Origin of the sequence: Streptomyces sp. Go-475, from assembly GCF_003330845.1 — a bacterium.
In the GTDB taxonomy this organism is placed as follows: Bacteria; Actinomycetota; Actinomycetes; order Streptomycetales; family Streptomycetaceae; genus Streptomyces.
The window spans coordinates 1,562,891-1,589,797 of sequence record NZ_CP026121.1 but is presented as its reverse complement, the minus strand read 5'-3'; the positions used below and the strand labels follow the sequence as shown (position 1 = coordinate 1,589,797).

Here is a 26,907-nt window from a genome sequence, read left to right as displayed (position 1 = left end):
ACATACCGACCGGTTAGTCTGGCGCCATTGCTGAGCCGCGTATGAGGAGACCGATGGTGGGAGCCTTTCAGGGGGCCGGGGTCGTTGTCACGGGGGCCGGGGGCGGGATCGGCGCCGCGCTCGCCCGGCGGTTCGCCGCCGAGGGGGCCCGGGTCGTCGTCAACGACCTGGACGCCGAGCGCGCCGAGCGCGTGGCGGACGAGGTCGGCGGGATCGCCGTGGCCGGGGACGCCTCGGCGATCGTCGGGGACGCCCGGGACGCGCTCGACGGGACCGTCGACGTCTACTGCGCCAACGCCGGTGTCGCCTTCGAGGGCGGGAGCGCCGACGGTCCGCTGGACGAGACGGCCTGGGCCGCCTCCTGGGACGTGAACGTCATGGCCCATGTCCGGGCGGCCCACGCCCTGCTGCCGGACTGGCTGGAGCGCGGCAGCGGCAGGTTCGTGTCCACCGTTTCCGCCGCCGGGCTGCTCACCATGATCGGGGCGGCGCCCTACGCCGTCACCAAGCACGGCGCCCTCGCCTTCGCCGAGTGGCTGTCGCTGACCTACCGGCACCGGGGCGTGAAGGCGCACGCCATCTGCCCGCAGGGCGTGCGCACCGACATGCTGGCCGCGACCGGCAGCGCGGGCGACCTGGTGCTCCAGCCGACCGCGATCGAGCCGGAGGCCGTGGCGGACGCCCTGTTCAAGGGCGTCGAGGAGGACCGCTTCCTGATCCTTCCGCACCCCGAGGTCGCCGGGTACTACCAGGCCCGGGCCGGTGACCCCGACCGGTGGCTGACCGGTATGAACCGCATCCAGCAGCAGTGGGAGGAGAACCGGTGACCGGCTCCCGTTACGCCGCCAAGCCCTGGCTCGGCCTGCTCAGCGACGCCCAGAAGGGCGCGATCGACCCCGCCGACTCCCTGGTGCACGCCCTGCGCCGGGTGGCGGCCGAGACGCCGGACGGCGACTTCCTGGCCTACTTCGACGGCCGGCTGACCTACCGCGAGGCCGACGAGCTCAGCGACTCCGTCGCCGGGCACCTCGCGGCCCGCGGCCTGGAGCGCGGCGACCGGGTCGCGGTCCTGCTGCAGAACTCCCCGCACTTCGTGCTCGCCGTGCTCGGCGCGTGGAAGGCGGGCGCGGTCGTCGTGCCCGTCAACCCGATGTACAAGTCCGGCGAGGTGGCCCACGTCCTGCGGGACGGCGAGGTCGCCGCGCTGATCTGCTCGGACCGGGCCTGGGAGTCGTACCTGCGCGAGACGGCGGCGGACTCGCCCGTGCGGATCGTGCTGACCGGCTGTGAGCTGGACTTCCAGACGCGGGACGACGCGCGCGTGCTCACCTTCGAGCGGCTGCCGCAGGCGGCGGACGCCGACGACCTGGCGGCGGTGGCCCGGGCCGGGCACCGGGCACCCGAGGGCCGGGACCCCGACCCGGCCGGCATCGCGCTGATCAGCTACACCTCGGGCACCAGCGGCACGCCCAAGGGCGCCACCAACACGCACGGCAACATCATGTACAACGCCGAACGGCAGCGCACCGGCCTCGGCCTGCCCGAGCGGCCCGTCTACTTCGCGCTGGCGCCGCTGTTCCACATCACCGGCATGGTCTGCCAGTTCGGCGCCTGCCTGAACAGCGGGGGCACGCTCGTGCTGGCCTACCGCTTCGAGGCGGGCGTGGTGCTCGACGCCTTCGCCGAGCACCGGCCGCACTACACCGTCGGCCCGTCCACGGCCTTCATGGCCCTGGCCGCCCACCCTGACGTCACCCGGGACCACTTCTCCTCCTTCCGGGTGATCTCCTCCGGCGGCGCCCCGCTGCCGCCCGCGCTGGTGGAGAAGTTCCGGGCGGGCTTCGGCCCGTACATCCGCAACGGCTACGGGCTCACCGAGTGCACCGCCCCCTGCGCCTCCGTGCCGCCCGGCCTTGAGGCGCCCGTCGACCCGGTCTCCGGGACCCTCGCCGTGGGCCTGCCCGGCCCCGACACGGTCGTCCGGATCGTCGACGACAACGGTGCCGAGGTGCCCTTCGGCGAGCAGGGCGAGATCGTCGTGCGCGGCCCGCAGGTCGTGCCCGGCTACTGGCGGCGCCCCGACGCCACCGCCGAGACGTTCCCCGGCGCCGAACTGCGCACCGGCGACGTCGGCTTCATGGACGAGCAGGGCTGGCTGTACGTCGTCGACCGCAAGAAGGACATGATCAACGCGTCGGGCTTCAAGGTGTGGCCGCGCGAGGTCGAGGACGTCCTCTACACCCACCCGGCGGTGCGCGAGGCCGCCGTCGTGGGCGTGCCGGACGGGTACCGCGGGGAGACCGTCAAGGCGTACATCAGCCTGCGTCCGGACGCCGACACGGACCCGGATGCACTCGCCTCCTACTGCAAGGAGAGACTGGCCGCCTACAAATACCCGCGCCAGGTGGAGATCCTGCCGGACTTGCCGAAGACGGCCAGTGGGAAGATCCTCCGTCGGGAACTGCGTTCCCGGACGCAGGGCAACTGACAGCAGTACGGAAAGGCAGGTGGCGGCAGTGCCCAGGACGACGGACTCGGACGGCACTCCCGTGCCTCAGCGGCTCCTGGCCGCCGCCACCCGGCTCTTCGCCGAGCAGGGGTACGACCGCACCTCGGTGCAGGAGATCGTCGAGGCGGCCGGGGTCACGAAGGGCGCGCTGTACCACTACTTCGGTTCCAAGGACGACCTGCTGCACGAGGTGTACGCGCGCGTGCTGCGCATCCAGCAGGAGAGACTGGACGCCGTCGCGGGCGCCGACGAGCCGGTCGAGAAGCGGTTGCGGGCCGCGGCGGCGGACGTCGTGGTGACGACGATCGACAACCTCGACGACGCGATGATCTTCTGGCGGTCGATGCACCACCTGAGCCCCGAGAAGAACAAGCAGGTGCGCGCGGAACGCCGCCGCTACCACGAACGCTTCCGCGCGCTGATCGAGGAGGGCCAGCAGGCGGGCGTCTTCTCCAAGGCGACCCCGGCGGACCTGGTCGTGGACTACCACTTCGGCTCCGTCCACCACCTGTCCACGTGGTACCGCCCGGACGGCCCACTCAGCCCCCAGGAGGTCGCGAACCACCTGGCCGACCTGCTGCTCCGCGCCCTGCGCCCGTAACACGCCGAGCGGGGTTCAGGGGCCCCGCCCCTGAACCCCCCGGCGTCACACGTACCGCTTCAGCTCCCGTCGGGCCAGGGACCGCTGGTGCACCTCGTCCGGCCCGTCCGCGATCATCAGCGTCCGCGCCCCCGCGTACAGCTCCGCCAGCGGGAAGTCCTGGCTCACGCCACCCGCCCCGTGCAGCTGGATCGCCCGGTCGAGGATGTCCACCACCGCCCGGGGCGTCGCGATCTTGATCGCCTGGATCTCGGTGTGCGCCCCGCGGTTGCCCACCGTGTCCATCAGCCACGCCGTCTTCAGCACCAGCAGCCGCAGCTGCTCCACCGTCACCCGCGCGTCGGCGATCCAGTTGTGCACCACGCCCTGCTGCGCCAGCGCCTTGCCGAAGGCCGTCCGGGCCACGGCCCGCCGGCACATCAGCTCGATCGCCCGCTCGGCCATCCCGATCAGCCGCATGCAGTGGTGGATCCGGCCGGGCCCGAGCCGCGCCTGCGCGATCGCGAAACCGCCGCCCTCCTCGCCGACCAGGTTCGACACCGGCACGCGCGCGTGGTCGAAGATCACCTCGGCGTGGCCGCCGTGGTAGTGGTCCTCGTAGCCGAACACCTGCATCGCGCGCTTGACCGTGACGCCCGGGGTGTCGCGCGGCACCAGCACCATGGACTGCTGGCGCCGGATGTCCTCCCCGTCCGGGTCGGTCTTGCCCATCACGATGAAGATCTTGCAGTCGGGGTGCATCGCCCCGGAGATGTACCACTTGCGGCCGGTGATGACGTACTCGTCGCCGTCCCGCTCGATGTGCGTGGTGATGTTCGTGGCGTCCGAGGAGGCCACGTCCGGCTCGGTCATCGCGAACGCCGAGCGGATCTCACCGGCCAGCAGCGGCTCCAGCCACTGCTTGCGCTGCTGCTCGTCGCCGAACTGGGTGAGCACCTCCATGTTGCCGGTGTCGGGCGCCGCGCAGTTCGTCACCGTCGGCGCCAGCTGCGGCGAGCGGCCCATGATCTCGGCGAGCGGCGCGTACTGGAGGTTCGTCAGCCCGGCCCCGTACTCGGAGTCCGGCAGGAAGAGGTTCCACAGCCCCTGCCTGCGGGCCTCGGCCTTGAGCTCCTCCACCACGGGCACGGTCTCCCACGGCGAGGCCAGCCGCTCGCGCTGCTCGTGCGCGACCGCCTCGGCGGGGTAGACGTGCTCGTCCATGAAGGCGAGGAGCTTGGCGCGCAGCTCTTCGGTGCGCGCGTCGAAAGCGAAGTCCATACGGATCAGCCCTCCTGGAGGCCTTCGTTGAGCGTGGTCAGTCCGTGCCGGACGAAGACGGGCACGAGGTCGCCGATGCGGTCGAAGCCGCGCCCGACCGTCTGGCCGAGCGTGTAGCGGTAGTGGATGCCCTCCAGGATCACGGCGAGCTTGAACCAGGCGAAGGCCGTGTACCAGGAGATCGCGGAGACGTCGCGCCCCGACCGCGCGGCGTACCGCTCGATGAGCTCGGACGGCGTCGGGTGCCCGGGCGCCTCGGCGGTGGTGGAGACGGGGGAGTCGGGCATGCCGAGCGGCATGCTGTACATGACCAGCAGGCCGAGGTCGGTGAGCGGGTCGCCCAGCGTCGACATCTCCCAGTCGAGGATCGCCCGGATCGAGTCGTCCTCGCCGATCAGCACGTTGTCGAGCCGGTAGTCGCCGTGCACGACGGCCGGGGCGGGGGAGTCGGGCAGTTCGCGCCCCAGCGCGGCGTGCAGTTCGTCGATGCCGTCCAGGTCCCGGTTGCGGGAGGCGTCCAGCTGCTTGCCCCAGCGCCGCAGCTGCCGGTCCAGGAAGCCCTCGGGCCGGCCGAAGTCCGCCAGACCCACCTCGCCCGGGTCGACCGCGTGCAGCTCCACCAGCGTGTCGACGAGGTTCAGCACCGCGCCCCGGGTCCGCTCCGGCCCGAGCGGGAGAAGCTCGTCGGCCGTGCGGTAGGGCGTGCCCTCGACGAACTCCATGACGTAGAACGGCGCCCCGAGCACCTCCTCGTCCTCGCACAGCAGCACCGGCCGCGGCACCGGCACGGCGGTCGGGTGCAGCGCGTTGATCACCCGGTGCTCGCGCTTCATGTCGTGCGCGGTGGCGAGGACGTGGCCGAGCGGGGGCCGCCGTACGACCCACTGCGAGGTGCCGTCGGAGACGGCGTAGGTGAGGTTCGACCGTCCGCCCTCGATCAGCCGGCCGGACAGCGGGCCGTTCACCAGGCCGGGCCGCTCGCGTTCGAGCAGGCCGCGCAGCCGGTCGAGATCGAGTCCGGGCGGATGATCGGGGCTCATGCATCGCTCCTACGGGCAGGTGAACTGTTCCCGACTCATGATGCCGACCGGTCGGTATGTCGTCCAGAGCGGGACCGAAACGTGATCGGAGCCACGATAGGCCGACGGCGTCCGCGGCGGGGCGCCGGGGAAGCTCCGGCCGGTTCGTTCAGGCCATCCGGCTTGCGGGCCGTCGGCCGAGCCCTGAGGGTCGGACCCATGAAGGCGATCAGCTACTCCCGGTACGGCGGCCCCGAGGTGCTGGCGTTCGGCGAGGTGCGCGACCCCGTGGTCGGCCCGGACGCGGTGCTGGTGAAGGTGCGGGCGGCGGCCGTGAACCCCGTCGACTGGAAGGCCCGCGAGGGCTACCTTGCCGGCATCCTCGCGCCCGTCTTCCCGGTGGTGCCCGGCTGGGACGTCTCGGGCGTCGTCGTCCGGCCCGGGGTGGCCGTCTCGGAGTTCGACGTCGGGGACGAGGTCATCGGCTACGTCCGGGAGGACTTCCTCTCCCGCGGCACCTTCGCCGAGTACGTGGCCGCGCCCCTGCGCACCCTCGCGCGCAAGCCGCGCAACCTGACCTGGGAGGAGGCGGCCGGACTGCCCCTGGTCGGGCTCACCGCCTACCAGGTGCTGGTCAAGGTGCTCCAGGTGAAGCGCGGCGAGACCGTCCTGGTGCACGCGGCGGCCGGCGGCGTCGGCTCCGTCGCCGTGCAGCTCGCCGCCCATCTCGGCGCCCGGGTCATCGGTACGGCGAGCGAGCCGAACCACGACTTCGTGCGGGGCCTGGGCGGGGAGCCGGTGACGTACGGCGAGGGCCTGGGGGAGCGGGTGCGGGGGCTGGCGCCCGAGGGCGTGGACGCGGTGTTCGACACGGTCGGCGGGGACGCGCTGAAGGTGTCGGCGAACCTGCTGGCACCCGAGGGCAGGCTGGTCTCCGTCGCCGACGACGACGTCGTGACCTACGGCGGCCGCTACTACTTCGTCCGGCCCGACGCCGAGGACCTCGGCCGGCTGTCCGAGCTGGCGGAGCAGGGCGTGGTGGCCGTGCACGTCGACGAGACGTTCCCGCTGGAGCGGGCGGCGGACGCGCACCGGCTGAACGAGGAGGGCCGCACGCGCGGCAAGATCGTCGTGACGGTGGAGTGGGAGAGCGAGGACGGCTGATCAGCCGCTGCTTGCTCCCCGGAGCGTCCCAGGAGAGTGCTCTAGAGGACGAGTGCCGCCCCGCACACCGCCATCGCCACCGTGCACAGCGCCGCCGCCGCGGCGTGCCGGGGTGCGAACGCGGCGGGGGCGGCGGTGGCCGCCAGCGTGCGGATGCGGCGGTGGGCGGCGCCGAGGAACCCCAGCCACAGGGCGCAGACCAGCGCGCACGCGAGGATCCCGGGCGTCGACGCCCCGCCGTGCAGCGCGGTCTTCACGGCGAGGACGGCGGCGACCGTGCCCGACAGCGTCGTACGCCGCCACGCCAGCCGGGTCCGCTCGGGTTGCAGCCCGGGGTCGCGGTCGGGGTCCCGCTGCCGGGCCGCCGACGCGCTCACCCTTCCCACCCCACGAGCACCACGACGACCATCGCGATGGCCACGACCGCCACGACCAGGCTCAGCAGCGCCGGGAACCGGGACACCGGCAGGTCCTCGCCCCGGCGCATGGCCCGCTCGCAGCGCACCCAGTGGTTGACCGCCCGCAGCGAGCACAGCACACCCGCGGCGAGCAGCGCGAGCGCCAGCCCGACCCGCCAGCCCCAGCGCAGGTCGGGCAGGAACTGGTCGACGGCGAAGCCACCGCCGATCAGCGCCAGCGCGGTGCGCAGCCAGGCCAGGAAGGTGCGTTCGTTCGCCAGCGAGAACCGGTAGTCGGGCGTCTCGCCGTCCCGCCGGACCTCCGCGGGCACGAACCACAACCGGACGTTCCGCACGAACTCGATCACATGCGCGACCCTACCCGGGGCGAGATCGCCCACCGCGTCAGCCCGTCGAGCGGAACGCCCTGAGCCGCTCGTACGCCGCCAGCCCGTCGGGCACCCACTCCCAGTCGCCCAGGCGCCGCTCCACCTCGTCCTCGGGCAGGAAGTCGTGCCAGGCCACCTCCTCGGCCTGCGGCTGGACGGGCAGCTCGCAGCGCACCTCGTACACCGCCGACCACCAGGTCCGGCCGGTGCCGTCGTCGTAGAGGAACTTGAAGAGGTACCGCGGGTCCGGCAGGCCGGTCACGCCCAGTTCCTCCTCGGCCTCGCGCAGGGCCGCCGTGTCGTAGGCCTCGCCCGCGCCCACGACTCCGCCGACGAACATGTCGTACAGGGAGGGGAAGACCAGCTTGGTCGGCGTCCGCCGGTGCACGAAGATCCGGCCCTCGGCGTCCCGGGCCTGGATGAACACACAGCGGTGCCGCAGTCCCCGGGCGTAGGCCTCGCCCCGCGGGGACTGCCCGATGACCTGGTCGTGCTCGTCGACGATGTCGAGGATCTCGTCAGCAGCGCTCATGGCCTCATCCAAGCAGGGGGTGGAGGCCGGGGCGGGGCAGGGGCCGTCGGGTGAGGCGGCGACGGGGCCCGCGCGCGTCAGGTGAGGCGGAGGCCGGGGCCGGGTGTGTCAGGGTGACGCCGGGCTCGCCGCCACGGACGAAGGCACGCGCGTCCGCTCCGCCACCGTCCCCGTCGGCATCGCCGGATGCAGCCCCAGCAGCACGATCCCGGCCACCACGGCCAGGAGCCCCCCGGCCTCCCAGGTCAGCGCCACCGCGTCGGTCCGCAGCCGGTCGCCCAGGAAGCCGACGCCGCAGATGATCCCGGCGAGCGGCTGCGCCGCGGTGAGGGCGGGCAGCGACTTGCGCAGGGACGCCGTCTCGAAGGCGCTCTGCACGAGGACCAGCCCGGTGACGCCGAGCGCGAGCACGGCGTACGGCTGCCAGCCGGTCAGCAGCCCGGTGATGCCGCCCTCGGTGAACGTCTGCCCGCTCACCCGGGTCAGCGCGTCCTGCACGCCGTACAGCAGCCCGGCGGCCAGTGCCAGCAGCACCGGGCCGGAGCTCAGCCGGGACCGCTTGCCGCGTGCCGTGAGCAGCAGCGCCAGCCCGATCATGACCCCGATGATCAGCCACTGCCGCACCGGATCGGCCGTCGCGGTGCCACCCTGCGGCTGACCGGCCACGATGAACGCCGTCACCCCGCCTGCCAGGAGCAGCAGACCCGCCCAGCCCTGACGCCCCAGCGGCTGCCGGGACTGCTTGCGGGACAGGGCGAGCGCGAAGAGCAGGTTCGTCGCCAGCAGCGGCTCCACCAGCGACAGCTCGCCCTGCCCGAGCGCGGCCGCGCCCAGGGCCATGCCGACGACCATCAGCCCGATACCGCCGAGCCAGCGCGGCACCTTCACCAGGTCGATCAGCAGGCGGAAGGAGAGGAAGTCGCTCAGCGGGGCCCGCTGGGCCGCGTTCTGCTGCAGGACGAATCCGAAGCCCAGACAGCAGGCGGCGCTCAGGGCGAGCACCAGGACCAGAACCGACACGCGGTGTACCTCGATCGTCAGGTCGGGTTCACGATGGCGTAGGGGCCGACTGTACCGGCCGGCTTCGCCCGGCGCGCCCGTACGTCCTTCCATCGTCAGGGGCGGTGCTCGCCCACGCTATGACGCGTGTCACAAAGGGCGAAACGGGTAAATCGGATGCACGTCACAGGGCCCTCAGTGGTCCCGTTGATCACAAATCCCTCACAAGTAACGGCAGTTGACGCGTGTAACGCCCTGACGGCCCTTGACGGCGAGCGTTGGCTGGGGGTTGGCTGTGCGTGATCAGTTCATGGCAATGCGCACACCCGCGCCCTCGACCGCCGTGAGCCGAAACACCAGAAGAGCGCGTGAGGAAGTCCCGCGGTGTCCCCACCCCCGCCTCCCCTCGGCCGTGGCCGCAGACGCGCGGCGCAGGCCTTCGACGAGGCCCTCGACGACGCCGACCTCGTGACCGCCCGCGCCGCGCTGGCGCAGGGCCGCTGGCAGAACGCCCGGTCCCTGCTGGTGCGCACCGGGGACGACTGGGACCGCCGCGGCCACCGCGTCACGGTCCTCGCGCGGGAGGCCTACAGCGCCGCCTGGGCCCGCGAGTGGCTGCTCGCCGAACCCGAGGCGGCCGACGCCGCCGTGCTGCTCGCCCTCGCCCAGGTCCGGCGCGCCCTGCACGGCAAGAGCAAGCCGGCGCCCGCCCGCGAGGCCTGCCGGCAGGCCGCCGAACGAGCCCCGGCCGACCCCACCCCCTGGCTCGGCCTGCTGATGCTGGAGTGCGCCGACGGCACCGACCAGGACGTGGTCCGGGCCTTCGAGCAGGTCCGCGCCCGGCACCCCGACCACCACCACGCCCACCACCTGATGGTCGCCCGGCTCGCCGGCCGCCGCGCCGAGGCCGGCCCGGACCCGCTGCACGAGGTCTACGACTTCGCCAACTGGGCCGCCGAACAGGCGCCCGCCGACTCCCCGCTCGCGATCCTGCCGGTCATCGCCCACGCCGAGCGCTACCGCGTGCTGGCGGCCACCGGGCACGAACCCGCCGACCCGGCCGCCTCGGGCCACTGGACCGGCCGCCGCGCCCGGCAGGTCATGAAGGCGGCCTTCGACTGGTGGCTGGAGTGGGAGCTGGAGGGCCACCCACGCCGGCTGATCGACCTGAACTTCCTCGCCCACGCCAAGTCCTGCGAGGGGCGGGGCGCCGAGGCCGCCGCCCTCTTCCACCGGATCGGCCGGTACGCCACCCCGGCGCCCTGGTCGTACCCGGACCGCGACCCGCACACCGCCTTCGCCGCCGCCCGCGCCGGCGCGCTCGGCACGGCCTGACACCCCCGGAATCCCACCAGTGAGGACCCTCTCCCGATGACCACGGACAGTTCGAGCCCGAGCACAGCCGCCGCCGGCGGCATCAGCACCTTCAAGGGGCAGGAGCGCGCCCTGCGCGCCGACCGGCTCGGCACCGGTGGGCTGCTGCTCTCCGTCCTCGCCGCGACCGCCCCGCTCATGGTGGTCGCGGGTGTCATGCCCACCACATTCGCGGTGATGGGCATCGTCGGCCAGCCACTGCTCTTCGTCGTCCTCGGCGTCGTCCTGGTCCTGTTCAGCGTCGGCTACGCCGAGATGAGCCGCCACGTGCACAACGCGGGCGCCTTCTACGCCTACATCTCCCGCGGCCTCGGCGGCACCGCCGGCGCGGGCGCCGCGCTGGTCGCCCTCGTCGCCTACAACGCGCTCCAGATCGGCATCTACGGCATCTTCGGCTTCGAGGTCTCCGGACTCCTCGCCACCTACGCCGACGTCGAGATCGCGTGGTGGATACCGGCGCTCGTGGCCGCGCTCGCCGTCGGCCTGCTGGGCTGGCTCAAGATCGACGTCAACGCCCGCGTGCTCGGCGTCCTGCTGGTCATCGAGGTGCTCCTCGTGGTCATCTTCGACATCGCGGCCCTCGCAGACCCCGGCAAGGAGGGCCTGTCGCTGCACGCCTTCAACCCCGACACCCTCACCGGCGCGGGCGTCGGCACCGCGCTCTGCTTCTGCATCGCCGCGTTCCTCGGCTTCGAGCAGGCCCCCGTGTACGCCGAGGAGACCAGCCGCCCGCACGTCCTGGTGCCGCGCGTGATGTTCTTCGCCGTCGGCGGGGTCGCCGTCTTCTTCGCGCTGAGCAGCTGGGCCCTCACCGTCGCCACCGGCCCCTCCGAGATCGTCGGCACGGCCCAGAAGCAGAGCGCCGGACTGCTGTTCTTCCTCACCGAGTCCCGCCTCGGCGGCACCTTCACCGACGTCCTGCATGTCCTGTTCGTCACCGGCATGTTCGCGGCCCTGCTCAGCTTCCACAACGTCGTCGCCCGGTACGCCTTCGCCATGGGCCGCGAGGGCCTGCTGCCCGCCGCCTTCGGCCGCACCAGCGGCACCAGCGGCGCCCCCGGCACCGGCTCGCTGCTCCAGACCGTCGTCGCCGTGGTGGTCGTGATCGCCTTCGCCGTCGCCGACGACAAGCCGGTCGGCGACCCGACCGCTCCGGTCCTGCACCTGTTCACCTGGTTCGGCAACATCGGCGCCCTCGGCGTGATCGTGCTGATGGCGGCGGCCTCCCTGTCGGTCGTCGTCTTCTTCGTCCGCCGCGGCGCCGCCGGCGCCCAGGCCTGGCGGCTGGTCACCTCCACGCTGGCCGGGATCGCCCTGCTCGTCATCGCCGGCTACACGGTGAAGGACTTCGAGGTGCTGGTCGGCGCCGGCCCGGACTCCTCGCTGAGCTGGGTGCTGCCCGGCACCATCGGCCTCGCCCTGGTCGCCGGCCTGGTCCTCGGCCTGGTGCTGCGGGCCCGGGCCCCCGAGAAGCACGCCCGCATCGGCCTCGGCAACGAGGCGTTCCAGCTGGAGAAGGCGGCGTCGTCCTGACCCCGCCCGCGTAAGAAGTGGTTACGGAAGTCTGACGAGCACCCGCGATCCCTGTCCCGAGGGCGCCGCGGGTGTTCGAATGAGTCCGTGAACGAGGACGTACATGAGGGTGTGACAGCAGGACCTCCCGCGGAACGCGGCACCCCGGTCGGCCGCCGCGTCTTCCTCGGCACCCTCGCCCTGGGCGCCCTCGGCGTGGTCGCCGCACCCCCGCTGCAACGCGGCCTGGAGGGCTTCCTCGGCAGCGCCGCCGACAAGGACCCGACCGGCCTGACCGGCCTGCTCCCGAACGGCGGCGGCTTCCGCTACTACTCGGTCGCCTCCTCCGTCCCGCGCAAGAACGCCGACACCTACCGCCTCACGGTCGACGGCCTGGTCGACCACCCCACCACCTACACCCTGGCCGACCTCAAGGCCCTCCCGCAGACCCGCATGGTCCGCGACGTCCAGTGCGTCACCGGCTGGCGCGTCCCCGACACCCCCTTCGAGGGCGTACGCCTGTCCCGCCTGCTGGACGCGGCCGGGGTCCGCCCCACGGCCAAGGCCATCCGCTTCACCTGCTTCGACGGCACGTACACCGAGAGCCTCACCCTCGCCCAGGCCCGCCGCGCCGACGTCCTGGTCGCCCTGCGCATGCAGGACAAGGACCTCGGCCACTCCCACGGCGGCCCGGTCCGCCTCTACGTCGCGCCCATGTACTTCTACAAGTCCGCCAAGTGGCTCTCCGGCATCACCCTCACCGACGAGGTCCGCCCGGGCTACTGGGAGGAGCGCGGCTACGACGTCGACGCCTGGGTGGGCCGCTCGAACGGACGCGACGATGAGCCTACGAGCTGACCCCGCGGTCGCCGTCAGGCGCTTCAGCCGCACCGAGCGCTGGGTGCACCGCACCACGGCCGCACTCATGGGCGTCTGCGTCGTCACGGCGGCCTGCCTCTACGTCCCCCAGCTCGCCGAACTCGTCGGCCGCCGCGCCCTGGTCGTCACGCTGCACACCTGGGCCGGACTCGCCCTGCCCGTCCCCGTCCTGGCGGGCCTGGCCTCCCGCGCCTTCCGCGCCGACCTCGGCCGCCTCAACCGCTTCGGCCCGCACGACCGCACCTGGCTGCGCGCCGCCCTGCACCGCGACGAACGCCCCGCGTCCCGCCCCGCCGGCAAGTTCAACGCGGGCCAGAAGATCTACGCGGCCTGGATCGCCGGCGCCACCCTCGTCATGCTCGGCACCGGCCTGATGATGTGGTTCACCCACCTCACCCCCCTGCTCTGGCGCACCAGCGCGACCTTCGTCCACGACTGGCTGGCCCTCACGACCGGCATCGTCCTGGCCGGCCACATCGGCATGGCCCTGGCGGACCCGGAGGCGAGAAGGGGCATGCGCACGGGCAGCGTGAGCAAAGAGTGGGCGGACAGGGAGCACCCTTTGTGGCGCGAGTAGTTCTTCGCCTCAGGGGCGCGGGGAACCGCGCGAACAACCCCGACGCACCCGCAGACGCACGACTACGGACGACTCACGGCCCCGAGGCGAAATCCAACAGCACCTTGCAGGCCCGACTCCGATCACCGGCCAGCACGAACGCGGCCTCGGCCTCCCCCACGGGAACCACCGCACTGATCAGCCCGTCGAACCCCGGCTCGGCCGCCAGCAGGCCCAACGCCTCGTCGAACTCACCGTCGAAGCGAAACGCCCCGCGCAGCTCGATCTCCCGGCTCACCACCAGGTTCCCCGCGAACGGACTGTGCCCCGCCGGCAACATCCCCAACTGCACGACGACCCCACCCCGCCGCACCCGCCGCAGACACGCGTCCAGCCCCGCGGCCACCCCGGACGCCTCGATCGCGACATCCACCTCGGCCGGCCACCCGGGATCGTCGGGATCATCGGCCCGTACGAGCGCCCCGGCCCCGGCGATCCGCCCGTACTCCAGCGCCTCGGGCAGCAGATCCGTGACGGTCACCCGCGAAGCCCCGGCCGCCTTCGCCGCCGCGACCACCAGGCACCCGATGGGCCCGGCCCCGGTCACCAGCACCTGCCGCCCGGCCACGTCCCCGGCCCGCCGCACCGCGTGCAGCGCGACGGCCAGCGGCTCGGCCAGCGCGGCCCGCCGCAGCCCGAGCCCTGCCGGGAGGGCCCGCAGTTGCTCGCAGTCCACGACCACCCGCGCCGCGAACCCGCCCTGCACGTGCGGAAAACGCGCCGCACTGCCCAGGTACCGCGTGTCCCGGCAGACGTTCCGCCGCCCGTCCGCGCACTCCGGGCACACCCCGCACGGCGTCGCCGGATGCACGGCGACGGCCGTACCCGGCACCGGACCCGACGCGCCGGCCCCGTACGCCACGACGGTCCCCACGACCTCGTGCCCGAGCACCATCGGCTCGCGCAGCCGGAAGTCACCGACCCCGCCGTGCCGCCAGTAGTGCAGATCGGACCCGCACACCCCGCCGTACCGGACGGCGACCAGCGCCTGCCCCGGCCCGGGCTCCGGCACCGGCAACTCCGCCACCCGCAGGTCGCCCTGACCGTGGATCACACAACCCAGCATCACAGCCTCCCGGCAGGTGGTCACAGCACGCTCGTCATACCGCCGTCGACGTACAGCACCTGCCCGCTGACGAAGTCCGCCGCGGGCGAGGCGAGGAACAGCACCCCGCCCACCAGGTCCTGCGTCCGCCCCCAGCGCCCGGCCGGCGTGCGCCGCCGCACCCAGGAGCTGAACTCCTCGTCCTCCACCAGCGGCCGGGTCAGCTCCGTCTCGATGTAGCCGGGGCCGAGCCCGTTGACCTGGACCCCGTACGGCCCCCAGTCGGCGCACATGCCCTTGGTGAGCATCTTCAGCGCTCCCTTGGTGGCGGCGTACGGCGCGATCCCCGGCCGCACCACCTCGCTCTGCAGCGAGCAGATGTTGATGATCTTGCCGTGGCCTCGTTCCGTCATCCGGCGCGCGGCCTCCCGGCCGACCAGGAAGGCGCTGGTCAGATTGGTGTCCAGGATCCGGTGCCAGTCGGCGTCGGTGAACTCCAGCAGGGGAGCGCGCAGTTGCATGCCCGCGTTGTTGACGAGGATGTCGAGCGGGCCCACCCGCTCCTCGACCTCGGCGACCCCCGAGGCCACCGAGGATCCGTCGGTCACGTCGAACGCGGCCGTGTGCACCCGGTCACCGGGCAGCTCGCCGGCGGCCTCGGCCAGCCGGTCCTGGTCGCGTCCGTTGAGGACGACCGTGCAGCCGGCCTCCGCCAGACCGCGGGCCAGGGCCAGTCCGATGCCCCGGCTGGAGCCGGTCACCAGGGCCGTCCGGCCGCTGATGTCGAAGAGGGGGTGAGCCGTCATCGCCGCAGCGCTCCTAGATCACGAGGGACAACAGAAGGACGATGCCGCCCGCGACCACGGAGATGATGCACTCCATGACCGACCAGGTCTTCAGGTTCTGACCGACGCTGAGCCCGAAGTACTCCTTGACCAGCCAGAACCCGGCGTCGTTGACATGGCTCAGGAAGAGCGAGCCGGCGCCGATGGCGAGGACCAGCAGGGCGGTGTGCGTGGTCGACATGTCGGCCGCGAGCGGGGCGACCAGACCGGCGGCAGAGACCGTCGCCACCGTCGCCGAACCGGTCGCCAGCCGGATCGCCACCGCGATCAGCCAGGCCAGCAGCAGCGCCGGGATCGACCAGTCCTCGGAGATCTCCAGGACCATCTGCCCCACACCGGAGTCGATCAGCGTCTGCTTGAAGCCGCCGCCCGCGCCGACGATCAGCAGGATGCCCGCGATCGGCCCGAGGCTCTTCTCGACCAGCGGCGAGATCCGCTCCTTGGAGTACCCGGCGGGCCGCAGCAGCGTGAAGATGCCGACGAGCACCGAGGCGAGCAGGGCGATCATCGGGGCGCCGACGACGTCGAAGACCCGCTGGACCAGGTTCTCCGGGTCGTCCACGACGATGTCCACCAGCGCCTTGGCCAGCATCAGGATCACCGGCAGCAGAACCGTGAACAGCGTGGCCCCGAAGCCGGGACGCTTCTCCAGGTCCTCGGAGGCGCGCTGCGGGATCATCCTGTCGGGGGCGGGGACGTCCACCCAGCGGGCCGCGTACTTCGAGAACAGCGGACCGGCGATGATCACGGTGGGTATGGCGACCAGGACGCCGAGCGCCAGCGTCACGCCCAGGTCGGCTTTGACCGCGTCGATCGCGACCAGCGGACCGGGGTGCGGCGGCACCAGGCCGTGCATCACGGACAGGCCCGCGAGCGCCGGAATGCCGATGCGCATCAGCGAGTAGTTGCCGCGCTTGGCGACCATCAGCGCCACCGGGATCAGCAGCACGATGCCGACCTCGAAGAAGAGCGGCAGTCCGATCACGGAGGCGATGAGCACCATCGCCCACGGCATGGACCGCCCGCCGGCCTTCGCCAGGATGGTGTCGACGATCTGGTCGGCGCCGCCGGAGTCGGCGAGCATCTTGCCGAGGATCGCACCGAGGGCGATCAGCACGCCGACACCGGCGACCGTGGAGCCGAGGCCGGTGCTGAAGCTGGTGAGGACCCTGTCCAGCGGCGCCCCGGCGATCGCGCCGAGCGCCAGCGACCCGATGGTCAGCGCCAGGAAGGCGTGCAGCTTGAACTTGGTGATGAGCAGGACGATGACGGCGATGCCCGCCAGGACGGCGATGCCCAGCTGAGCGTGGCCGGCCGAGGTGATCGGCTCGGGTGCGTCCGCTGCCAGCATCTCGACGCTGAGTCTGGTCACGGGGGTTGTCCCTTGCGTTGGGGAGTCGGGGGAGAGGGGAGGGAGACCGGGAGGGGTTACCGGATCGGCTCGGGGAGCGAGCTGAGGGCGTGCACCGCCCGCTCGGTGATCTCCGCCGGGCTGCCCGTGACGTCCACCGCGACCCCCGCCTCGTCCGCCTGGAGCGGCTGGAGCGTGGCGAACTGGGAGTCGAGCAGCGTCGTGGGCATGAAGTGCCCCTGCCGGTGCGACATCCGGTCCTCGATCAGCGCGCGGTCACCCGTGAGGTGCACGAAGACCACGCCGGGCGCGGCGGACCGCAGCCGGTCGCGGTACGACCGCTTCAGCGCCGAGCAGCTGACCACCCCGCCGAGCCCGGCCCGCCCGTGCGCCCAGTCGCCGATGGCGTCCAGCCAGGGCCACCGGTCCTCGTCGGTGAGCGGCGTCCCGGCCGACATCTTGGCGATGTTGGCCGGCGGGTGGAAGTCGTCGGCCTCGGCGTACGGAACGCCGAGCCGGGCCGCGAGCAGGGGACCGATGGTGGTCTTGCCGGTGCCCGCGACGCCCATGACCACGACGACGTGGGGGGTGTTCATCGCTGCCTCACTGTCTGCTGTCTTCGTCGACACGTGATGTCGACGCAACTGAAACCCATTAGGTACGACGAATTCAAGAGGCCGTGATGAATAAGTCTGACTTTTTGTCTGCGTGATCTACCCCGTACGCTGAGTGCATGACCACACCGGGCCGGGGGCTGCACGGCCGCGTACTCGACACCCTGGGCCCCGAGATCACCGCCGGCGAGTACCCGCCGGGCAGTGTGCTGCGCACGGACGAGCTCGCCCAGCGTTTCGACGTGTCACGCTCCGTGATGCGTGAGGCCGTCCGGGTCCTGGAGTCGATGCACCTGGTGGAGTCCCGCCGCCGCGTCGGAGTCACGGTCCGCCGCGAGTCCGAGTGGAACGTCTACGACCCGCAGGTCATCCGCTGGCGGCTGGCCGGCGCCGACCGTCCGCGGCAGCTGCGCTCCCTGACGGTGCTGCGCTCGGCGATCGAACCGGTCGCGGCCGGCCTCGCCGCCCGGCACGCCACGGCCGAGCAGTGCGCCGAACTCACCGAGTGCGCCCTCGGCATGGTCGCGAACTCACGCGGTCACAAGCTGGAGGGCTACCTCGTCCACGACGTCGCCTTCCACCGCGTCATCCTGTCGGCCTCGGGCAACGAGATGTTCGCCCGCCTGGGCGACGTCGTCGCCGAGGTCCTCACGGGCCGCACCCAGCACGACGTGATGTTCGAGGACCCCGACCCGGCCGCCGTCACGCTCCACGTCCAGGTCGCCGAGGCCGTCCGCGCGGGCGACGCGGCCCGGGCCGAGGAACTGACCCGCGAGATCACGGTCGGCGCCCTCCAGGAACTCGACATCCTGGCGCCGTAGGAGCGCTACGGCAGGAACTCCCCGTCGACGTACACCCACGCCCCGTCGACCCGCTCGAACCGGCTCCGCTCGTGCAGCGAACCACCGCCCCGGTACGACGCCCGGAACTCCACGGTCCCGGTGGAGTGGAACGCCGATCCGTCCCGGGCGCCCAGGATCTCCAGCCCGGTCCACCGCATCCGCGGATCCAGCTCCAGCGTCCCGGGTCGCGTCCGCGGATGCCACGTCCGCAGCAGATACCCGGCGTCCCCCCGCACGAAGGCGCAGTACCGCGACCGCATCAGCGCCTCGGCGGTGGACGCGGCGGCGGAACCGGAGTGGAAGCGCCCGCAGCACGCCTCATAGGCCTCGGGTAGCCCGCACGGACAGGAACGCCTGGTCATGGTCACCTCTCCACGGAAACGCCTGAGGGCCGCGACCTCGCGGTCACGGCCCTCAGCCTCATGTGTCCGAGGGGGGACTTGAACCCCCACGCCCGATAAAGGGCACTAGCACCTCAAGCTAGCGCGTCTGCCATTCCGCCACCCGGACAAGGTGTCTGTCGCGCGGGTTCTCCCCGCGGCGACGACGTAAACATTACCAGGCTTCCGAGGGTGGCCGATCACCCCCCGTCCGCACCCCGGCAGGGCGTGAACGGCGTGTGACGGACCGGGAGCGCCCTTGGGGAGCGCGCCGCGGGGAGGGAGGATGAGGGGGACCCACCAGCAGTGACACCGGGAGGAAGCACGTGAGCGAGACGGACACGGCCAGGAGCGTCACCGGCGAGGACGAGGTCGTGGACCTCTGCCGCGAGCTGATCCAGATCGACACCAGCAACTACGGCGACCACTCGGGTCCGGGTGAGCGCAAGGCGGCCGAGTACGTCGCCGAGAAGCTCGCCGAGGTCGGACTCGAACCCCAGATCTTCGAGTCCCACCCGGGCCGCGCCTCCACGGTGGCGCGCATCGAGGGCGAGGACCCCTCCCGGCCCGCGCTCCTCATCCACGGCCACACCGACGTCGTGCCGGCCAACGCCGACGACTGGACCCACCACCCCTTCTCCGGCGAGGTCGCCGACGGCTGCGTCTGGGGCCGCGGCGCGGTCGACATGAAGGACATGGACGCCATGACGCTGGCGGTCGTCCGCGACCGGCTGCGCAGCGGCCGCAAGCCCCCGCGCGACATCGTCCTCGCGTTCCTCGCGGACGAGGAGGCCGGCGGCACCTACGGGGCGCGCCACCTCGTCGACCACCACCCGGACCTCTTCGAGGGCGTCACCGAGGCGATCAGCGAGGTGGGCGGCTTCTCCTTCACCGTGAGCGAGGAGCGGCGGCTGTACCTGATCCAGACGGCCGAGAAGGGCATGCACTGGATGAAGCTCACCGTGGCCGGCACGGCGGGGCACGGCTCGATGATCCACCGCGACAACGCGATCACCGAGCTGTCGGAGGCCGTCGCCCGGCTCGGACGGCACAGGTTCCCGGTGCGCGTGACCAAGACCACCCGGGCCTTCCTCGACGAACTCGGCGACGCGCTCGGCACCGAGCTCGACCCCGAGGACATGGAGTCGACCCTCGCCAAGCTCGGCGGCATCGCCAAGCTCATCGGCGCGACCCTGAGCAACACGGCCAACCCCACCCAGCTCGGCGCGGGTTACAAGGTCAACGTGATCCCCGGCGAGGCGACCGCCCACGTCGACGGCCGGTTCCTGCCCGGGTACGAGGACGAGTTCCTCGCCGACCTCGACCGCATCCTCGGCCCGAAGGTGCGGCGCGAGGACGTCCACGCCGACAAGGCCGTCGAGACCACCTTCGACGGGGCGCTCGTGCAGGCCATGCAGTCCTCGCTGCTGGCCGAGGACCCGACCGCCAAGGCGATCCCCTACATGCTCTCCGGCGGGACGGACGCGAAGTCCTTCGATGACCTGGGCATCCGGGGCTTCGGCTTCGCACCGCTGAAGCTGCCGCCGGAGCTGGACTTCGCCGGCATGTTCCACGGCGTCGACGAGCGCGTGCCGGTGGAGGGCCTGAAGTTCGGCGTGCGGGTGCTCGACCGGTTCATCGACGCGTCCTGAAACCGCCCCAAACGAAACGCCAGTATTCGGTCGCGTGTGCGAAATCGACTGGGAAGAGTGAATGCGACCATAAGCTCGTAGCCTCATTACTCCCTCTTCGTTACAGGTAATGCGATCGCAAGATGGGTCGCTTTGCCAACTAGGAGGAATAATGATCAAGAAGGTCGTCGCTGCTGCGGCTGCCACCGGTGGGCTGGTTCTCGCGGGCGCGGGCATGGCCGTCGCCGACTCGGGTGCCCAGGGTGCCGCCGTGCACTCCCCGGGCGTCCTGTCCGGCAACGTTGTCCAGGTGCCCGTTCACGTCCCGGTGAACGTCTGCGGCAACACGGTCTCCGTGATCGGCGTGCTGAACCCCGCCTTCGGCAACACCTGCATCAACAAGTGATGCTTCCCCCTCGGTAGAGGGCAGTTCAAAAGCCACCGGTCCCGGAGCGCGTGCCATGCGCTCCGGGACCGAACGCTTCTTTCGAGGAATTCGAGAAGAATTCGAGACAGGGTCGAAGGCAGGTATTCAGCAATGCGACAGGGCACCCGCAAGGGTCTGATGACCGTGGCGGCCGCGACCGGCGTGATCGCCGCCGCGGGCGGCTCCGCTCACGCCGCCTCGGGCGCGCAGGGCTCCAGTTCGGGCTCGCCCGGCGTGCTGTCCGGGAACACGGTGCAGGCGCCGGTGCACGCGCCGGTCAACGTCTGCGGGAACACGGTCAACGTCGTCGGCGTGCTCAACCCGTCGGTCGGCAACTCGTGTGCCAACCAGGGCGGTGGATCGTCGTCGGGGGGATACGGCGATCACGGCGGCAACGGCGGCAACGGCGGCTCGCAGGCGGGCGGTCACGCCACCGACTCGCCCGGCGTCGGCTCGGGCAACCACGTCCAGGCCCCGATCCACGCGCCGGTGAACGTCTGCGGCAACAGCGTCGACATCATCGGCATCGGCAACCCCAGCATGGGCAACGACTGCTCGAACGGCGGCCACGGCGGCCACCACGGCACCCCGCCCGGCGGCGGCCACGAGACGCCCGGGCAGCCGGGCGGCCCGGGGCACCCCGGCAACCCGGGCGGTCCCGGTAACCCCGGCAACCCCGGTGATCCCGGCAACCCGGGCGGTCCCGGCAATCCGGGCGGCCCCGGCAACCCTGGAGACCCGGGCACCCCGGGTCACCCCGGCAAGCCCGACGGGCCCGGTCACCCCGGCACCCCGGGCACTCCGCCCGGCATCGGCGGCGAGACGCCGGGCGGCTCCTCGCACGGCAACCAGCCGGGCGCCCAGTCCGTCAGTCTGCCCGAGGGCGACTCCCAGCTCGCGAACACCGGCAGTGACCTGCCGCTCGGCCTCGCCCTCCCGGCCGGCGCGGGCGCCCTGCTGGCGGGCGCGATCCTGTACCGCAAGGCGCGCGCCTCGGCCTGACAGACCCCCCGCACACGGAGCGGGCCCCGCGACCGCGGGGCCCGCTCCCGTGTATGCCTTCTCCCGGCCTTCTTCCAGTGCACCGACTCAGCTCACCACGTGGCCCGTACCTGGCGGATGATCCGCCGGCGCAACCGCACCTTGCGGCTGCCGTCCCGCAGCAGGCTCAGACGGTACAACTCCCAGTGTCCGTACTCGGCGTGGTCGGTCAGCAGACGTGCCGTCTCCTTGCGGGAGACCCCGCGAGGCACGTACACGTCGACAAATTCGTATTCCGGCATCGCATCTATTGTGCGGGCTGGGGCCCGGTACGGATAGCGTCTGCACTATGTCTGATGCTGCGCAGCCCACCGCTGCCGAGGTACGCGCCGCCGCCGAGGCGGTCAAGACCGCGCTCGACCGCCACCTGGCCGCGGTCGAACGCAGGTCGGGGGAGGACGACCCGGCCGTCTACGAGGCGTTCAACCAGCTGGCCGCGGCCGCAGAGGTGTACGACGAACTGCTCTACGACCGCTATGACGAGGTCACCCCCTTCGAGATCCCCGGTGCGGAGGACGCGCTGCCCCCGTACACGGGCCCCGAGGAACCGAACGCGCTGAGCGTACTGATCCGCCGCGACTACGCCGTCGCCGAGCCACAGCGGCTGCTGGCGCACGCCCAGCGGATCGAGGCGGCGGACGGCGACGACGGATCCCCGGCCTCCGGGACCGTCCACGGGGCGCTGGGACTGCTGTTCGGCGAGTTCGAGCCGGACGAGATCGCCTCCCGGCACAAGGAGTTCGGTCTGGAGGAGGGCGACTCCACGCTCTGGGTGACGGCGGCGGACGAACCGGCCGAGCCCGGCGAGTGGCTGGAGGCGCCGTTCGAGCAGGTCGACGCGCAGCAGGTGGTGTGCCGCTTCGACGTCAGCGCCGTCTTCGACGACGAGATCGACGACGTCGACGACGAGGACGACGAGGACGACGACGGGGAGGACCTGGAGGAGGACGACCTCGACACCGACCTCGATACGGACCTCGACGAGGACGAGGATCTGGAGCCGCTCGACGCGGACCGTCGCTGAGCGCGCGCCGGCCACCCGACGGCGGTGGTCACGGGACCGGCCCGTGACCACCGCCGTCGTCACTCTCCGGCGACCTGCGGCGCGAGCAGCACACGAAGCCGGGTCGTGCGGGGCTTGGCCGGAACCTCGGCCACCGCCCTGGGCAGCGCCTGCTCCACGCCGTGCACGACGGACAGATGGCGGTCCGCCCGCCCGAACGCCGTGTACACCCACGGCCGGCTGAGGGCCTGCGCCGCGTCTCCCGGCAGCACGACGACCACCGCGGGCCACCGGCTGCCCACCGCCTGGTGCGCGGTCATGGCCCACCCGTGCCGCACGGACTGCTCCACCCGCTCCTTCGGGACGACGACGGTCTCGCCCGCGCACGACAGATGCAGCCCCTCGGCGTCCGCCTTCACCACCCGGCCCGGCAGCGCCCGCCCCGGGACGGGGGAGTGGACGATCCGGTCACCGGGGTCGAAGCCGCCGAAGCGGCCCGGCCCCGGGTTGAGCCGCTCCTTCAACGCGGCGTTGAGCGCGCGCGTGCCGACGGCACCGCCGTGCCCCGGCGTGATCACCTGCGTCTCCTCGGCCGGTACGCCGATCGCCCGCGGCACCGAGTCCACGACGAGCTGCACGGTCCGGTGCACGGCCTCGCCCGCGTCCCGCACCGGCACGATCACGACCTCCTTGCCGGGCGCCTCCACCTGGTTCAGCTCGCCGACACCGATACCGGAGACCAGCTCGCCCAGCGGCCCGGGATCCGGCAGCCGCGAGGCGACCTGCGGGCAGATCCGCGCCGCGAGCAGATCCGCGAACACCCGCCCCGGGCCGACGGACCACAGCACCGCCGGATCCCCGGACAGCAGCAGCCGCGCCCCGTCCGGCAGGGACTCCGTCAGCAGCGCCGCCGTCTCGACGTCCAGCTGCGGCGCGTCGAGCACGACGAGCAGATCGAGGTCCAGGGCCCCGTCGGCGTCCCGGCCCGGCCCTTCGAGACCGGCCAGCAGCCCGGCGACGGTGGCGACGGGGGAGTCGGTGGCGGCGGGCGAGCCGGCGGTGGCGGCCTCGCCGGCTCGCTCGGGGGCGTCCGCCGCCCGGCCGCACCGCCGCAGCAGGGCGGCGAAGCGGGTGCGGCCGATCGGGCTGTGGGCGGCGGCCCAGGCGCGCAGGCCGAGGGAGCGCGCGGTGGTGAGCAGCGCCGCCGGCTCCGCCAGCGACGCCTCCCCGCCGGTGTGCAGCACCAAGCCGTGGCCGGCGACCGCGCGGATCAGCTCCGCCGTCGACCCCTGGGCCGCGGCGGCGGCCCGCTCCCACTCCTCGGCCGGACCGTCCTGCTTGGGCACCGAGTTGACCAGCCGGGCCAGGCCGTCGGCCAGGCTCTCCTCCGCCAGCGCGTACCGCTCCAGTCCGACCAGGACCCGGACCGGGCGCTCCTCGTCCGCGTCTTCCTCCTCCGCCGGGGCCGGGACCGGGGCCGGAGCGCCGGGCTCCTCCAGGGCGTCCTGGAAGACCAGCGCCTCGCCCTCCGCGAGCGTGGCCTGCACGGCGCTGTCGGGGTCCGGCACGCCCCGCTGGGCCAGGGCCGCGAGGAGCGCCGGCAGTTCCAGGGCGGTGTGCCCGGCCAGCGCCGCCTGCTCCAGGAGCCAGACGGTGACCGCCCGGCCCCGCCGCTCGTCGTCCGGGCCGCACTCGGCGCCGAGCAGCGCCCGCGCGAAGCCGTCGGCCTGCTCGGGCCGCACGCCGGCGATCCGCAGCAACTGCCAGGGATCCGCCCGCAGCAGCTCGTCCGCGCCCTCGCCCAGCGCCCCGGCCGCCTGCGGTGCGAGCGCCTCCGGGGCGCCGCCCTCGGCGAGCACCCGCCGCACGGCCTGCACCGCCTCGGGGGCGGGGGTGGCCGACGCGGCGACGGTCTCGGCCGCCACCGGCTGCGGCCGCCGTACCGGCTCCGGGGCGGAGCGCCGGGGGGCCGGCTCGGGCTCGGCGAACACCGTGGCCGCGGGCTTCTCGCCGCTCTCCACGGCCCGGACGGCCGCGAGCAGATCGGCGGCCGTGCCGCTCAGCTTGGCGCCGGCCTCGATCGGCGCCTTCTTCTCGGCCTTCCGCTGCGCGATGCGCTCCCGCTCGATCTGCTGGGCGCGCAGCTCGGCCTCGGCCTCGGACAGCTGCCCGGCACCGGCTTCAGCACCGGCCTCACCGCCCTCGCCCTCGGCAGCACCGGCCGGAGGGTTCTCGGCGCCCGGCGCCCCCGGCTCGGCGTCCTCCGTGGTCTCGGGCTCCGTGCTCACAGCGTGCTCCAGTCGTGATCGGGATAGCGGTGCACGGGCGCCGACACATCGTCGAGAGCCCGGCAGATCTCGTCAGGAAGACTAAGGGTCTCCACTGACAACGCCGCCGTGAGCTGCTGCGCGTTGCGCGCGCCGACGACGGGGGCGGCCACGCCCGGCCGGTCGCGGACCCACGCCAGGGCGACCTGGAGCGGCGTCACGGCCAGCCCGTCGGCCGCGGTCGCCACGGCGTCCACGATGCGGCTCGCCGTGTCGTCGAGGTAGGGAGCGACGAACGGCGCGAAGTGCTCCGAGGCGCCGCGCGAGTCCGGCGGGGTCGTGTCGCCCCGGTACTTGCCCGTCAGCACGCCCCGCCCGAGCGGCGAGGACGGCAGCAGCCCGATGCCGAGGTCCAGCGCGGCCGGCAGGACCTCGCGCTCTATGCCGCGCTGGAGCAGCGAGTACTCCAGCTGTGTCCCGGCCAGCCGGGTCCGGGTGCCGGGGGCGGCCAGCTGCCAGGTCGCGGCCTTGGCCAGCTGCCAGCCGCAGAAGTTGGAGACGGCGGCGTAGCGGGCCCGCCCGCTGGCGACCGCCGTGTCCAGGGCCTGGAGGGTCTCCTCCAGCGGGGTGTCCGGGTCGAAGGCGTGCACGTGCCACAGGTCGACGTAGTCGGTGCCGAGCCGGGAGAGCGAGGCGTCCAGCGCGGTGAGCAGATGGCCGCGGGAGCCGTCGAAGCGGCGGTCGGGGTCGGGCACGCTGCCGGCCTTGGTCGAGATGACGAGATCCCGCCGGGGCACGAGGCCGTCCATCAGCCTGCCGAGGAGGTACTCGGCCTCCCCGTCGCCGTACACGTCCGCGGTGTCGACGAGGGTCCCGCCCGCTTCCCAGAACGTCTTCATCAGGTCCGCGGCGTCGTGCTCGTCGGTGTCCCGTCCCCAGGTCAGGGTGCCGAGCCCGATCCGTGACACACGCAGGCCGGTGCGGCCGAGATGCCTCTGCTCCATGAACGCCGAGATTACTGGCCATAACCTGCCGTGTGGGTGGCTGTGGACGACGGATTTCCCCGGGCATGCAGTGCCCGTGGCGCCCGCGCTATGGTCTGCGGACCAGGCAGTTACTGATCGGTAAGGGGATGCGGCATGCAGCTCGGTATCAACCTCGGCTACTGGGGTGCCGGAATGGACGCGGACAATCTGGCCGTCGCCCAGGAGGCCGACCGGCTCGGCTACGCCGTCTGCTGGGCCGCCGAGGCCTACGGCTCCGACGCCGCGACCGTACTCACCTGGGTCGCGGCCCACACCGAGCGCATCGACGTGGGCTCGGCGATCTTCCAGATCCCGGCCCGCCAGCCGGCGATGACCGCCATGACCGCCGCCACCCTCGACTCCCTCTCCGGCGGCCGCTTCCGCCTCGGCCTCGGCGTCTCCGGCCCGCAGGTCTCCGAGGGCTGGTACGGCGTCAAGTTCGACAAGCCGCTCTCCCGCACCCGCGAGTACGTCGAGATCGTCCGCAAGGCCATGACCCGCGAGCGCCTGTCGTTCGAGGGCGAGCACTGGACGCTCCCGCTCCCGGGCGGCCCGGGCAAGCCCATCAAGCTGACCGTGCATCCGCAGCGCGAGCACATCCCGCTGTACATCGCCGCGATCGGCCCGAAGAACCTGGAGCAGACCGGCGAGATCGCCGAAGGGGCCCTGCTGATCTTCCCGTCCGCCGAGCACCTCGAGGACACGACGATCAAGTACCTGCGGGCGGGGCGCGAGAAGGCCGGCAAGACCCTCGACGGGTTCGACGTCTGCCCGACCCTGCCGCTCGCCGTCGGCGACGACAAGGACATCGCCGCGCTCGCCGACACCTTCCGCCCCTACACCGCCCTCTACGTCGGCGGCATGGGCAGCAGCAAGCAGAACTTCTACAACAGGCTCGCCCAGCGCATGGGGTACGAGCGGGAGGCCGCCGAGATTCAGGAGAAGTACCTCTCCGGCGACAAGCAGGGCGCCGCGGCCGCCATTCCGCAGGACCTCATCGACAGCACCACCCTGCTCGGTTCCGTGGACCGCATCGCCGACCGGATGAAGGCCTATGCCGCGGCCGGCGTGACCACCCTCAGCCTCGCGCCCGCGGGCTTCACGCTCGACGAGCGGCTCGCCTCGCTCCGCGCGGGTGCGCAGGCCCTGGAGCGCGCCGGGCTCGCCTGAGGTTCAGCGGCCGT

Annotated in this window: 28 protein-coding genes and 1 tRNA gene; 14 read left to right on the top strand and 15 right to left on the bottom strand. The window is 72.7% G+C overall.

Annotated elements, in window-relative coordinates:
- The first annotated feature begins 53 nt into the window (after positions 1–53).
- The 3 genes from C1703_RS07240 to C1703_RS07230 are packed head-to-tail and all read left to right on the top strand — an operon-like array spanning position 54 to position 3,110.
- Complete coding sequence (locus C1703_RS07240; RefSeq protein WP_114251111.1) at positions 54–827, top strand: SDR family oxidoreductase; 774 nt, start codon at positions 54–56, stop codon at positions 825–827.
- Positions 824–2,488, top strand: a complete 1,665-nt coding sequence (locus C1703_RS07235) for an AMP-binding protein (RefSeq protein ID WP_114251110.1) — start codon at positions 824–826, stop codon at positions 2,486–2,488. The genes C1703_RS07240 and C1703_RS07235 overlap by 4 nt, the downstream gene beginning before the upstream one ends.
- A 28-nt stretch (positions 2,489–2,516) precedes the next feature.
- Positions 2,517–3,110 carry a TetR/AcrR family transcriptional regulator gene (locus tag C1703_RS07230; protein WP_114251109.1) on the top strand — a complete coding sequence of 198 codons (594 nt, stop codon included), beginning with the start codon at positions 2,517–2,519 and terminating at the stop codon, positions 3,108–3,110.
- 45 nt (positions 3,111–3,155) lie between these two features.
- Here the strand turns inward: C1703_RS07230 and C1703_RS07225 are convergent, their stop codons facing one another.
- Complete coding sequence (locus tag C1703_RS07225; RefSeq protein ID WP_114251108.1) at positions 3,156–4,370, bottom strand: acyl-CoA dehydrogenase; 1,215 nt, start codon at positions 4,368–4,370, stop codon at positions 3,156–3,158.
- Between the two features lie 5 nt (positions 4,371–4,375).
- Positions 4,376–5,410 (bottom strand): phosphotransferase family protein, encoded by a 1,035-nt coding sequence (locus tag C1703_RS07220; RefSeq protein ID WP_114251107.1) that lies wholly within the window; start codon positions 5,408–5,410, stop codon positions 4,376–4,378.
- A gap of 198 nt (positions 5,411–5,608) precedes the next feature.
- Between C1703_RS07220 and C1703_RS07215 the strand changes: the two genes are divergently transcribed.
- Positions 5,609–6,553, top strand: a complete 945-nt coding sequence (locus C1703_RS07215; protein ID WP_114251106.1) for an NADP-dependent oxidoreductase — start codon at positions 5,609–5,611, stop codon at positions 6,551–6,553.
- Positions 6,554–6,594: 41 nt separating this feature from the next.
- On the opposite strand, the gene C1703_RS07210 is transcribed toward C1703_RS07215, so the two are convergent.
- The 4 genes from C1703_RS07210 to C1703_RS07195 form a co-directional block, all read right to left on the bottom strand.
- Positions 6,595–6,930 carry a DUF202 domain-containing protein gene (locus C1703_RS07210; RefSeq protein ID WP_114251105.1) on the bottom strand — a complete coding sequence of 112 codons (336 nt, stop codon included), beginning with the start codon at positions 6,928–6,930 and terminating at the stop codon, positions 6,595–6,597.
- Positions 6,927–7,319: a DUF202 domain-containing protein gene (locus tag C1703_RS07205; RefSeq protein ID WP_114251104.1), complete on the bottom strand. Its 393-nt coding sequence runs from the start codon at positions 7,317–7,319 to the stop codon at positions 6,927–6,929. The genes C1703_RS07210 and C1703_RS07205 overlap by 4 nt, the downstream gene beginning before the upstream one ends.
- A 37-nt stretch (positions 7,320–7,356) precedes the next feature.
- Entirely contained in the window at positions 7,357–7,872 is a 516-nt protein-coding gene (locus C1703_RS07200) for an NUDIX domain-containing protein (protein WP_114251103.1), read from the bottom strand.
- A 108-nt stretch (positions 7,873–7,980) separates the two neighbouring features.
- A complete protein-coding gene (locus C1703_RS07195; RefSeq protein ID WP_114251102.1) occupies positions 7,981–8,892 on the bottom strand; it encodes a DMT family transporter in 912 nt (303 codons plus the stop codon).
- 363 nt (positions 8,893–9,255) lie between these two features.
- Between C1703_RS07195 and C1703_RS07190 the strand changes: the two genes are divergently transcribed.
- The 4 genes from C1703_RS07190 (at position 9,256) to C1703_RS07175 (ending at position 13,213) form a co-directional block, all read left to right on the top strand.
- The gene (locus tag C1703_RS07190; protein ID WP_114251101.1) at positions 9,256–10,206 is read left to right on the top strand and encodes a hypothetical protein; all 951 of its coding nucleotides are present in this window, start codon (positions 9,256–9,258) and stop codon (positions 10,204–10,206) included.
- Positions 10,207–10,242: 36 nt separating this feature from the next.
- Positions 10,243–11,778, top strand: a complete 1,536-nt coding sequence (locus C1703_RS07185) for an APC family permease (RefSeq protein WP_114251100.1) — start codon at positions 10,243–10,245, stop codon at positions 11,776–11,778.
- 111 nt (positions 11,779–11,889) lie between these two features.
- On the top strand, positions 11,890–12,615 hold the full coding sequence (locus C1703_RS07180) for a molybdopterin-dependent oxidoreductase (RefSeq protein ID WP_232840423.1): 726 nt from the start codon (positions 11,890–11,892) through the stop codon (positions 12,613–12,615).
- Positions 12,599–13,213 carry a cytochrome b/b6 domain-containing protein gene (locus tag C1703_RS07175; RefSeq protein WP_114251098.1) on the top strand — a complete coding sequence of 205 codons (615 nt, stop codon included), beginning with the start codon at positions 12,599–12,601 and terminating at the stop codon, positions 13,211–13,213. The genes C1703_RS07180 and C1703_RS07175 overlap by 17 nt, the downstream gene beginning before the upstream one ends.
- 73 nt (positions 13,214–13,286) lie before the next feature.
- On the opposite strand, the gene C1703_RS07170 is transcribed toward C1703_RS07175, so the two are convergent.
- From C1703_RS07170 to C1703_RS07155, 4 genes are read right to left on the bottom strand one after another with little or no spacing between them, the layout of a single operon-like run.
- Entirely contained in the window at positions 13,287–14,318 is a 1,032-nt protein-coding gene (locus tag C1703_RS07170; protein WP_114257324.1) for an L-idonate 5-dehydrogenase, read from the bottom strand.
- A 20-nt stretch (positions 14,319–14,338) separates the two neighbouring features.
- Positions 14,339–15,103, bottom strand: coding sequence for an SDR family oxidoreductase (locus C1703_RS07165; RefSeq protein ID WP_114251097.1), 765 nt, complete (start codon positions 15,101–15,103; stop codon positions 14,339–14,341).
- 13 nt (positions 15,104–15,116) lie between these two features.
- On the bottom strand, positions 15,117–16,514 hold the full coding sequence (locus C1703_RS07160; protein WP_114251096.1) for a gluconate:H+ symporter: 1,398 nt from the start codon (positions 16,512–16,514) through the stop codon (positions 15,117–15,119).
- 56 nt (positions 16,515–16,570) lie between these two features.
- Complete coding sequence (locus tag C1703_RS07155; RefSeq protein WP_114251095.1) at positions 16,571–17,089, bottom strand: gluconokinase; 519 nt, start codon at positions 17,087–17,089, stop codon at positions 16,571–16,573.
- Positions 17,090–17,226: 137 nt separating this feature from the next.
- On the opposite strand from C1703_RS07155, the gene C1703_RS07150 reads away from it, so the two are divergent.
- Positions 17,227–17,928: an FCD domain-containing protein gene (locus C1703_RS07150; RefSeq protein WP_114251094.1), complete on the top strand. Its 702-nt coding sequence runs from the start codon at positions 17,227–17,229 to the stop codon at positions 17,926–17,928.
- 5 nt (positions 17,929–17,933) lie between these two features.
- Here the strand turns inward: C1703_RS07150 and C1703_RS07145 are convergent, their stop codons facing one another.
- Both C1703_RS07145 and C1703_RS07140 read right to left on the bottom strand, forming a co-directional pair.
- Positions 17,934–18,311: a YchJ family metal-binding protein gene (locus tag C1703_RS07145; protein ID WP_114251093.1), complete on the bottom strand. Its 378-nt coding sequence runs from the start codon at positions 18,309–18,311 to the stop codon at positions 17,934–17,936.
- 63 nt (positions 18,312–18,374) lie between these two features.
- Positions 18,375–18,459, bottom strand: a tRNA-Leu gene (locus C1703_RS07140).
- A gap of 196 nt (positions 18,460–18,655) precedes the next feature.
- On the opposite strand from C1703_RS07140, the gene C1703_RS07135 reads away from it, so the two are divergent.
- The 3 genes from C1703_RS07135 (at position 18,656) to C1703_RS07125 (ending at position 21,389) form a co-directional block, all read left to right on the top strand.
- On the top strand, positions 18,656–19,981 hold the full coding sequence (locus tag C1703_RS07135) for a M20/M25/M40 family metallo-hydrolase (RefSeq protein ID WP_114251092.1): 1,326 nt from the start codon (positions 18,656–18,658) through the stop codon (positions 19,979–19,981).
- A gap of 151 nt (positions 19,982–20,132) precedes the next feature.
- On the top strand, positions 20,133–20,366 hold the full coding sequence (gene chpH / locus C1703_RS07130; protein WP_114251091.1) for a chaplin ChpH: 234 nt from the start codon (positions 20,133–20,135) through the stop codon (positions 20,364–20,366).
- Between the two features lie 132 nt (positions 20,367–20,498).
- Entirely contained in the window at positions 20,499–21,389 is an 891-nt protein-coding gene (locus C1703_RS07125; RefSeq protein WP_114251090.1) for a chaplin, read from the top strand.
- A gap of 92 nt (positions 21,390–21,481) precedes the next feature.
- Here the strand turns inward: C1703_RS07125 and C1703_RS07120 are convergent, their stop codons facing one another.
- On the bottom strand, positions 21,482–21,670 hold the full coding sequence (locus tag C1703_RS07120) for a DUF5703 family protein (RefSeq protein WP_003989151.1): 189 nt from the start codon (positions 21,668–21,670) through the stop codon (positions 21,482–21,484).
- 47 nt (positions 21,671–21,717) lie between these two features.
- Between C1703_RS07120 and C1703_RS07115 the strand changes: the two genes are divergently transcribed.
- Positions 21,718–22,452, top strand: a complete 735-nt coding sequence (locus C1703_RS07115) for a hypothetical protein (RefSeq protein WP_114251089.1) — start codon at positions 21,718–21,720, stop codon at positions 22,450–22,452.
- 59 nt (positions 22,453–22,511) lie between these two features.
- Here the strand turns inward: C1703_RS07115 and C1703_RS07110 are convergent, their stop codons facing one another.
- Positions 22,512–24,719 carry a helix-hairpin-helix domain-containing protein gene (locus tag C1703_RS07110; RefSeq protein WP_114251088.1) on the bottom strand — a complete coding sequence of 736 codons (2,208 nt, stop codon included), beginning with the start codon at positions 24,717–24,719 and terminating at the stop codon, positions 22,512–22,514.
- Positions 24,716–25,702 carry an aldo/keto reductase gene (locus C1703_RS07105; protein ID WP_114251087.1) on the bottom strand — a complete coding sequence of 329 codons (987 nt, stop codon included), beginning with the start codon at positions 25,700–25,702 and terminating at the stop codon, positions 24,716–24,718. Before C1703_RS07105 ends, C1703_RS07110 begins: the two co-directional genes overlap by 4 nt.
- Positions 25,703–25,837: 135 nt before the next feature.
- Between C1703_RS07105 and C1703_RS07100 the strand changes: the two genes are divergently transcribed.
- Complete coding sequence (locus C1703_RS07100; protein ID WP_114251086.1) at positions 25,838–26,893, top strand: LLM class F420-dependent oxidoreductase; 1,056 nt, start codon at positions 25,838–25,840, stop codon at positions 26,891–26,893.
- Positions 26,894–26,907: the final 14 nt, after the last annotated feature.

Coding starts and splice junctions, on each gene's coding strand:
- C1703_RS07240 (WP_114251111.1), top strand. CDS start 54: ATGGTGGGAGCCTTTCAGGGGGCCGGGGTCGTTGTCACGGGGGCCGGG.
- C1703_RS07225 (WP_114251108.1), bottom strand. CDS start 4,370: ATGGACTTCGCTTTCGACGCGCGCACCGAAGAGCTGCGCGCCAAGCTC.
- C1703_RS07220 (WP_114251107.1), bottom strand. CDS start 5,410: ATGAGCCCCGATCATCCGCCCGGACTCGATCTCGACCGGCTGCGCGGC.
- C1703_RS07215 (WP_114251106.1), top strand. CDS start 5,609: ATGAAGGCGATCAGCTACTCCCGGTACGGCGGCCCCGAGGTGCTGGCG.
- C1703_RS07200 (WP_114251103.1), bottom strand. CDS start 7,872: ATGAGCGCTGCTGACGAGATCCTCGACATCGTCGACGAGCACGACCAG.
- C1703_RS07185 (WP_114251100.1), top strand. CDS start 10,243: ATGACCACGGACAGTTCGAGCCCGAGCACAGCCGCCGCCGGCGGCATC.
- C1703_RS07175 (WP_114251098.1), top strand. CDS start 12,599: ATGAGCCTACGAGCTGACCCCGCGGTCGCCGTCAGGCGCTTCAGCCGC.
- C1703_RS07170 (WP_114257324.1), bottom strand. CDS start 14,318: ATGCTGGGTTGTGTGATCCACGGTCAGGGCGACCTGCGGGTGGCGGAG.
- C1703_RS07165 (WP_114251097.1), bottom strand. CDS start 15,103: ATGACGGCTCACCCCCTCTTCGACATCAGCGGCCGGACGGCCCTGGTG.
- C1703_RS07155 (WP_114251095.1), bottom strand. CDS start 17,089: ATGAACACCCCCCACGTCGTCGTGGTCATGGGCGTCGCGGGCACCGGC.
- C1703_RS07150 (WP_114251094.1), top strand. CDS start 17,227: ATGACCACACCGGGCCGGGGGCTGCACGGCCGCGTACTCGACACCCTG.
- C1703_RS07145 (WP_114251093.1), bottom strand. CDS start 18,311: ATGACCAGGCGTTCCTGTCCGTGCGGGCTACCCGAGGCCTATGAGGCG.
- chpH (WP_114251091.1), top strand. CDS start 20,133: ATGATCAAGAAGGTCGTCGCTGCTGCGGCTGCCACCGGTGGGCTGGTT.
- C1703_RS07125 (WP_114251090.1), top strand. CDS start 20,499: ATGCGACAGGGCACCCGCAAGGGTCTGATGACCGTGGCGGCCGCGACC.
- C1703_RS07120 (WP_003989151.1), bottom strand. CDS start 21,670: ATGCCGGAATACGAATTTGTCGACGTGTACGTGCCTCGCGGGGTCTCC.
- C1703_RS07115 (WP_114251089.1), top strand. CDS start 21,718: ATGTCTGATGCTGCGCAGCCCACCGCTGCCGAGGTACGCGCCGCCGCC.
- C1703_RS07105 (WP_114251087.1), bottom strand. CDS start 25,702: ATGGAGCAGAGGCATCTCGGCCGCACCGGCCTGCGTGTGTCACGGATC.
- C1703_RS07100 (WP_114251086.1), top strand. CDS start 25,838: ATGCAGCTCGGTATCAACCTCGGCTACTGGGGTGCCGGAATGGACGCG.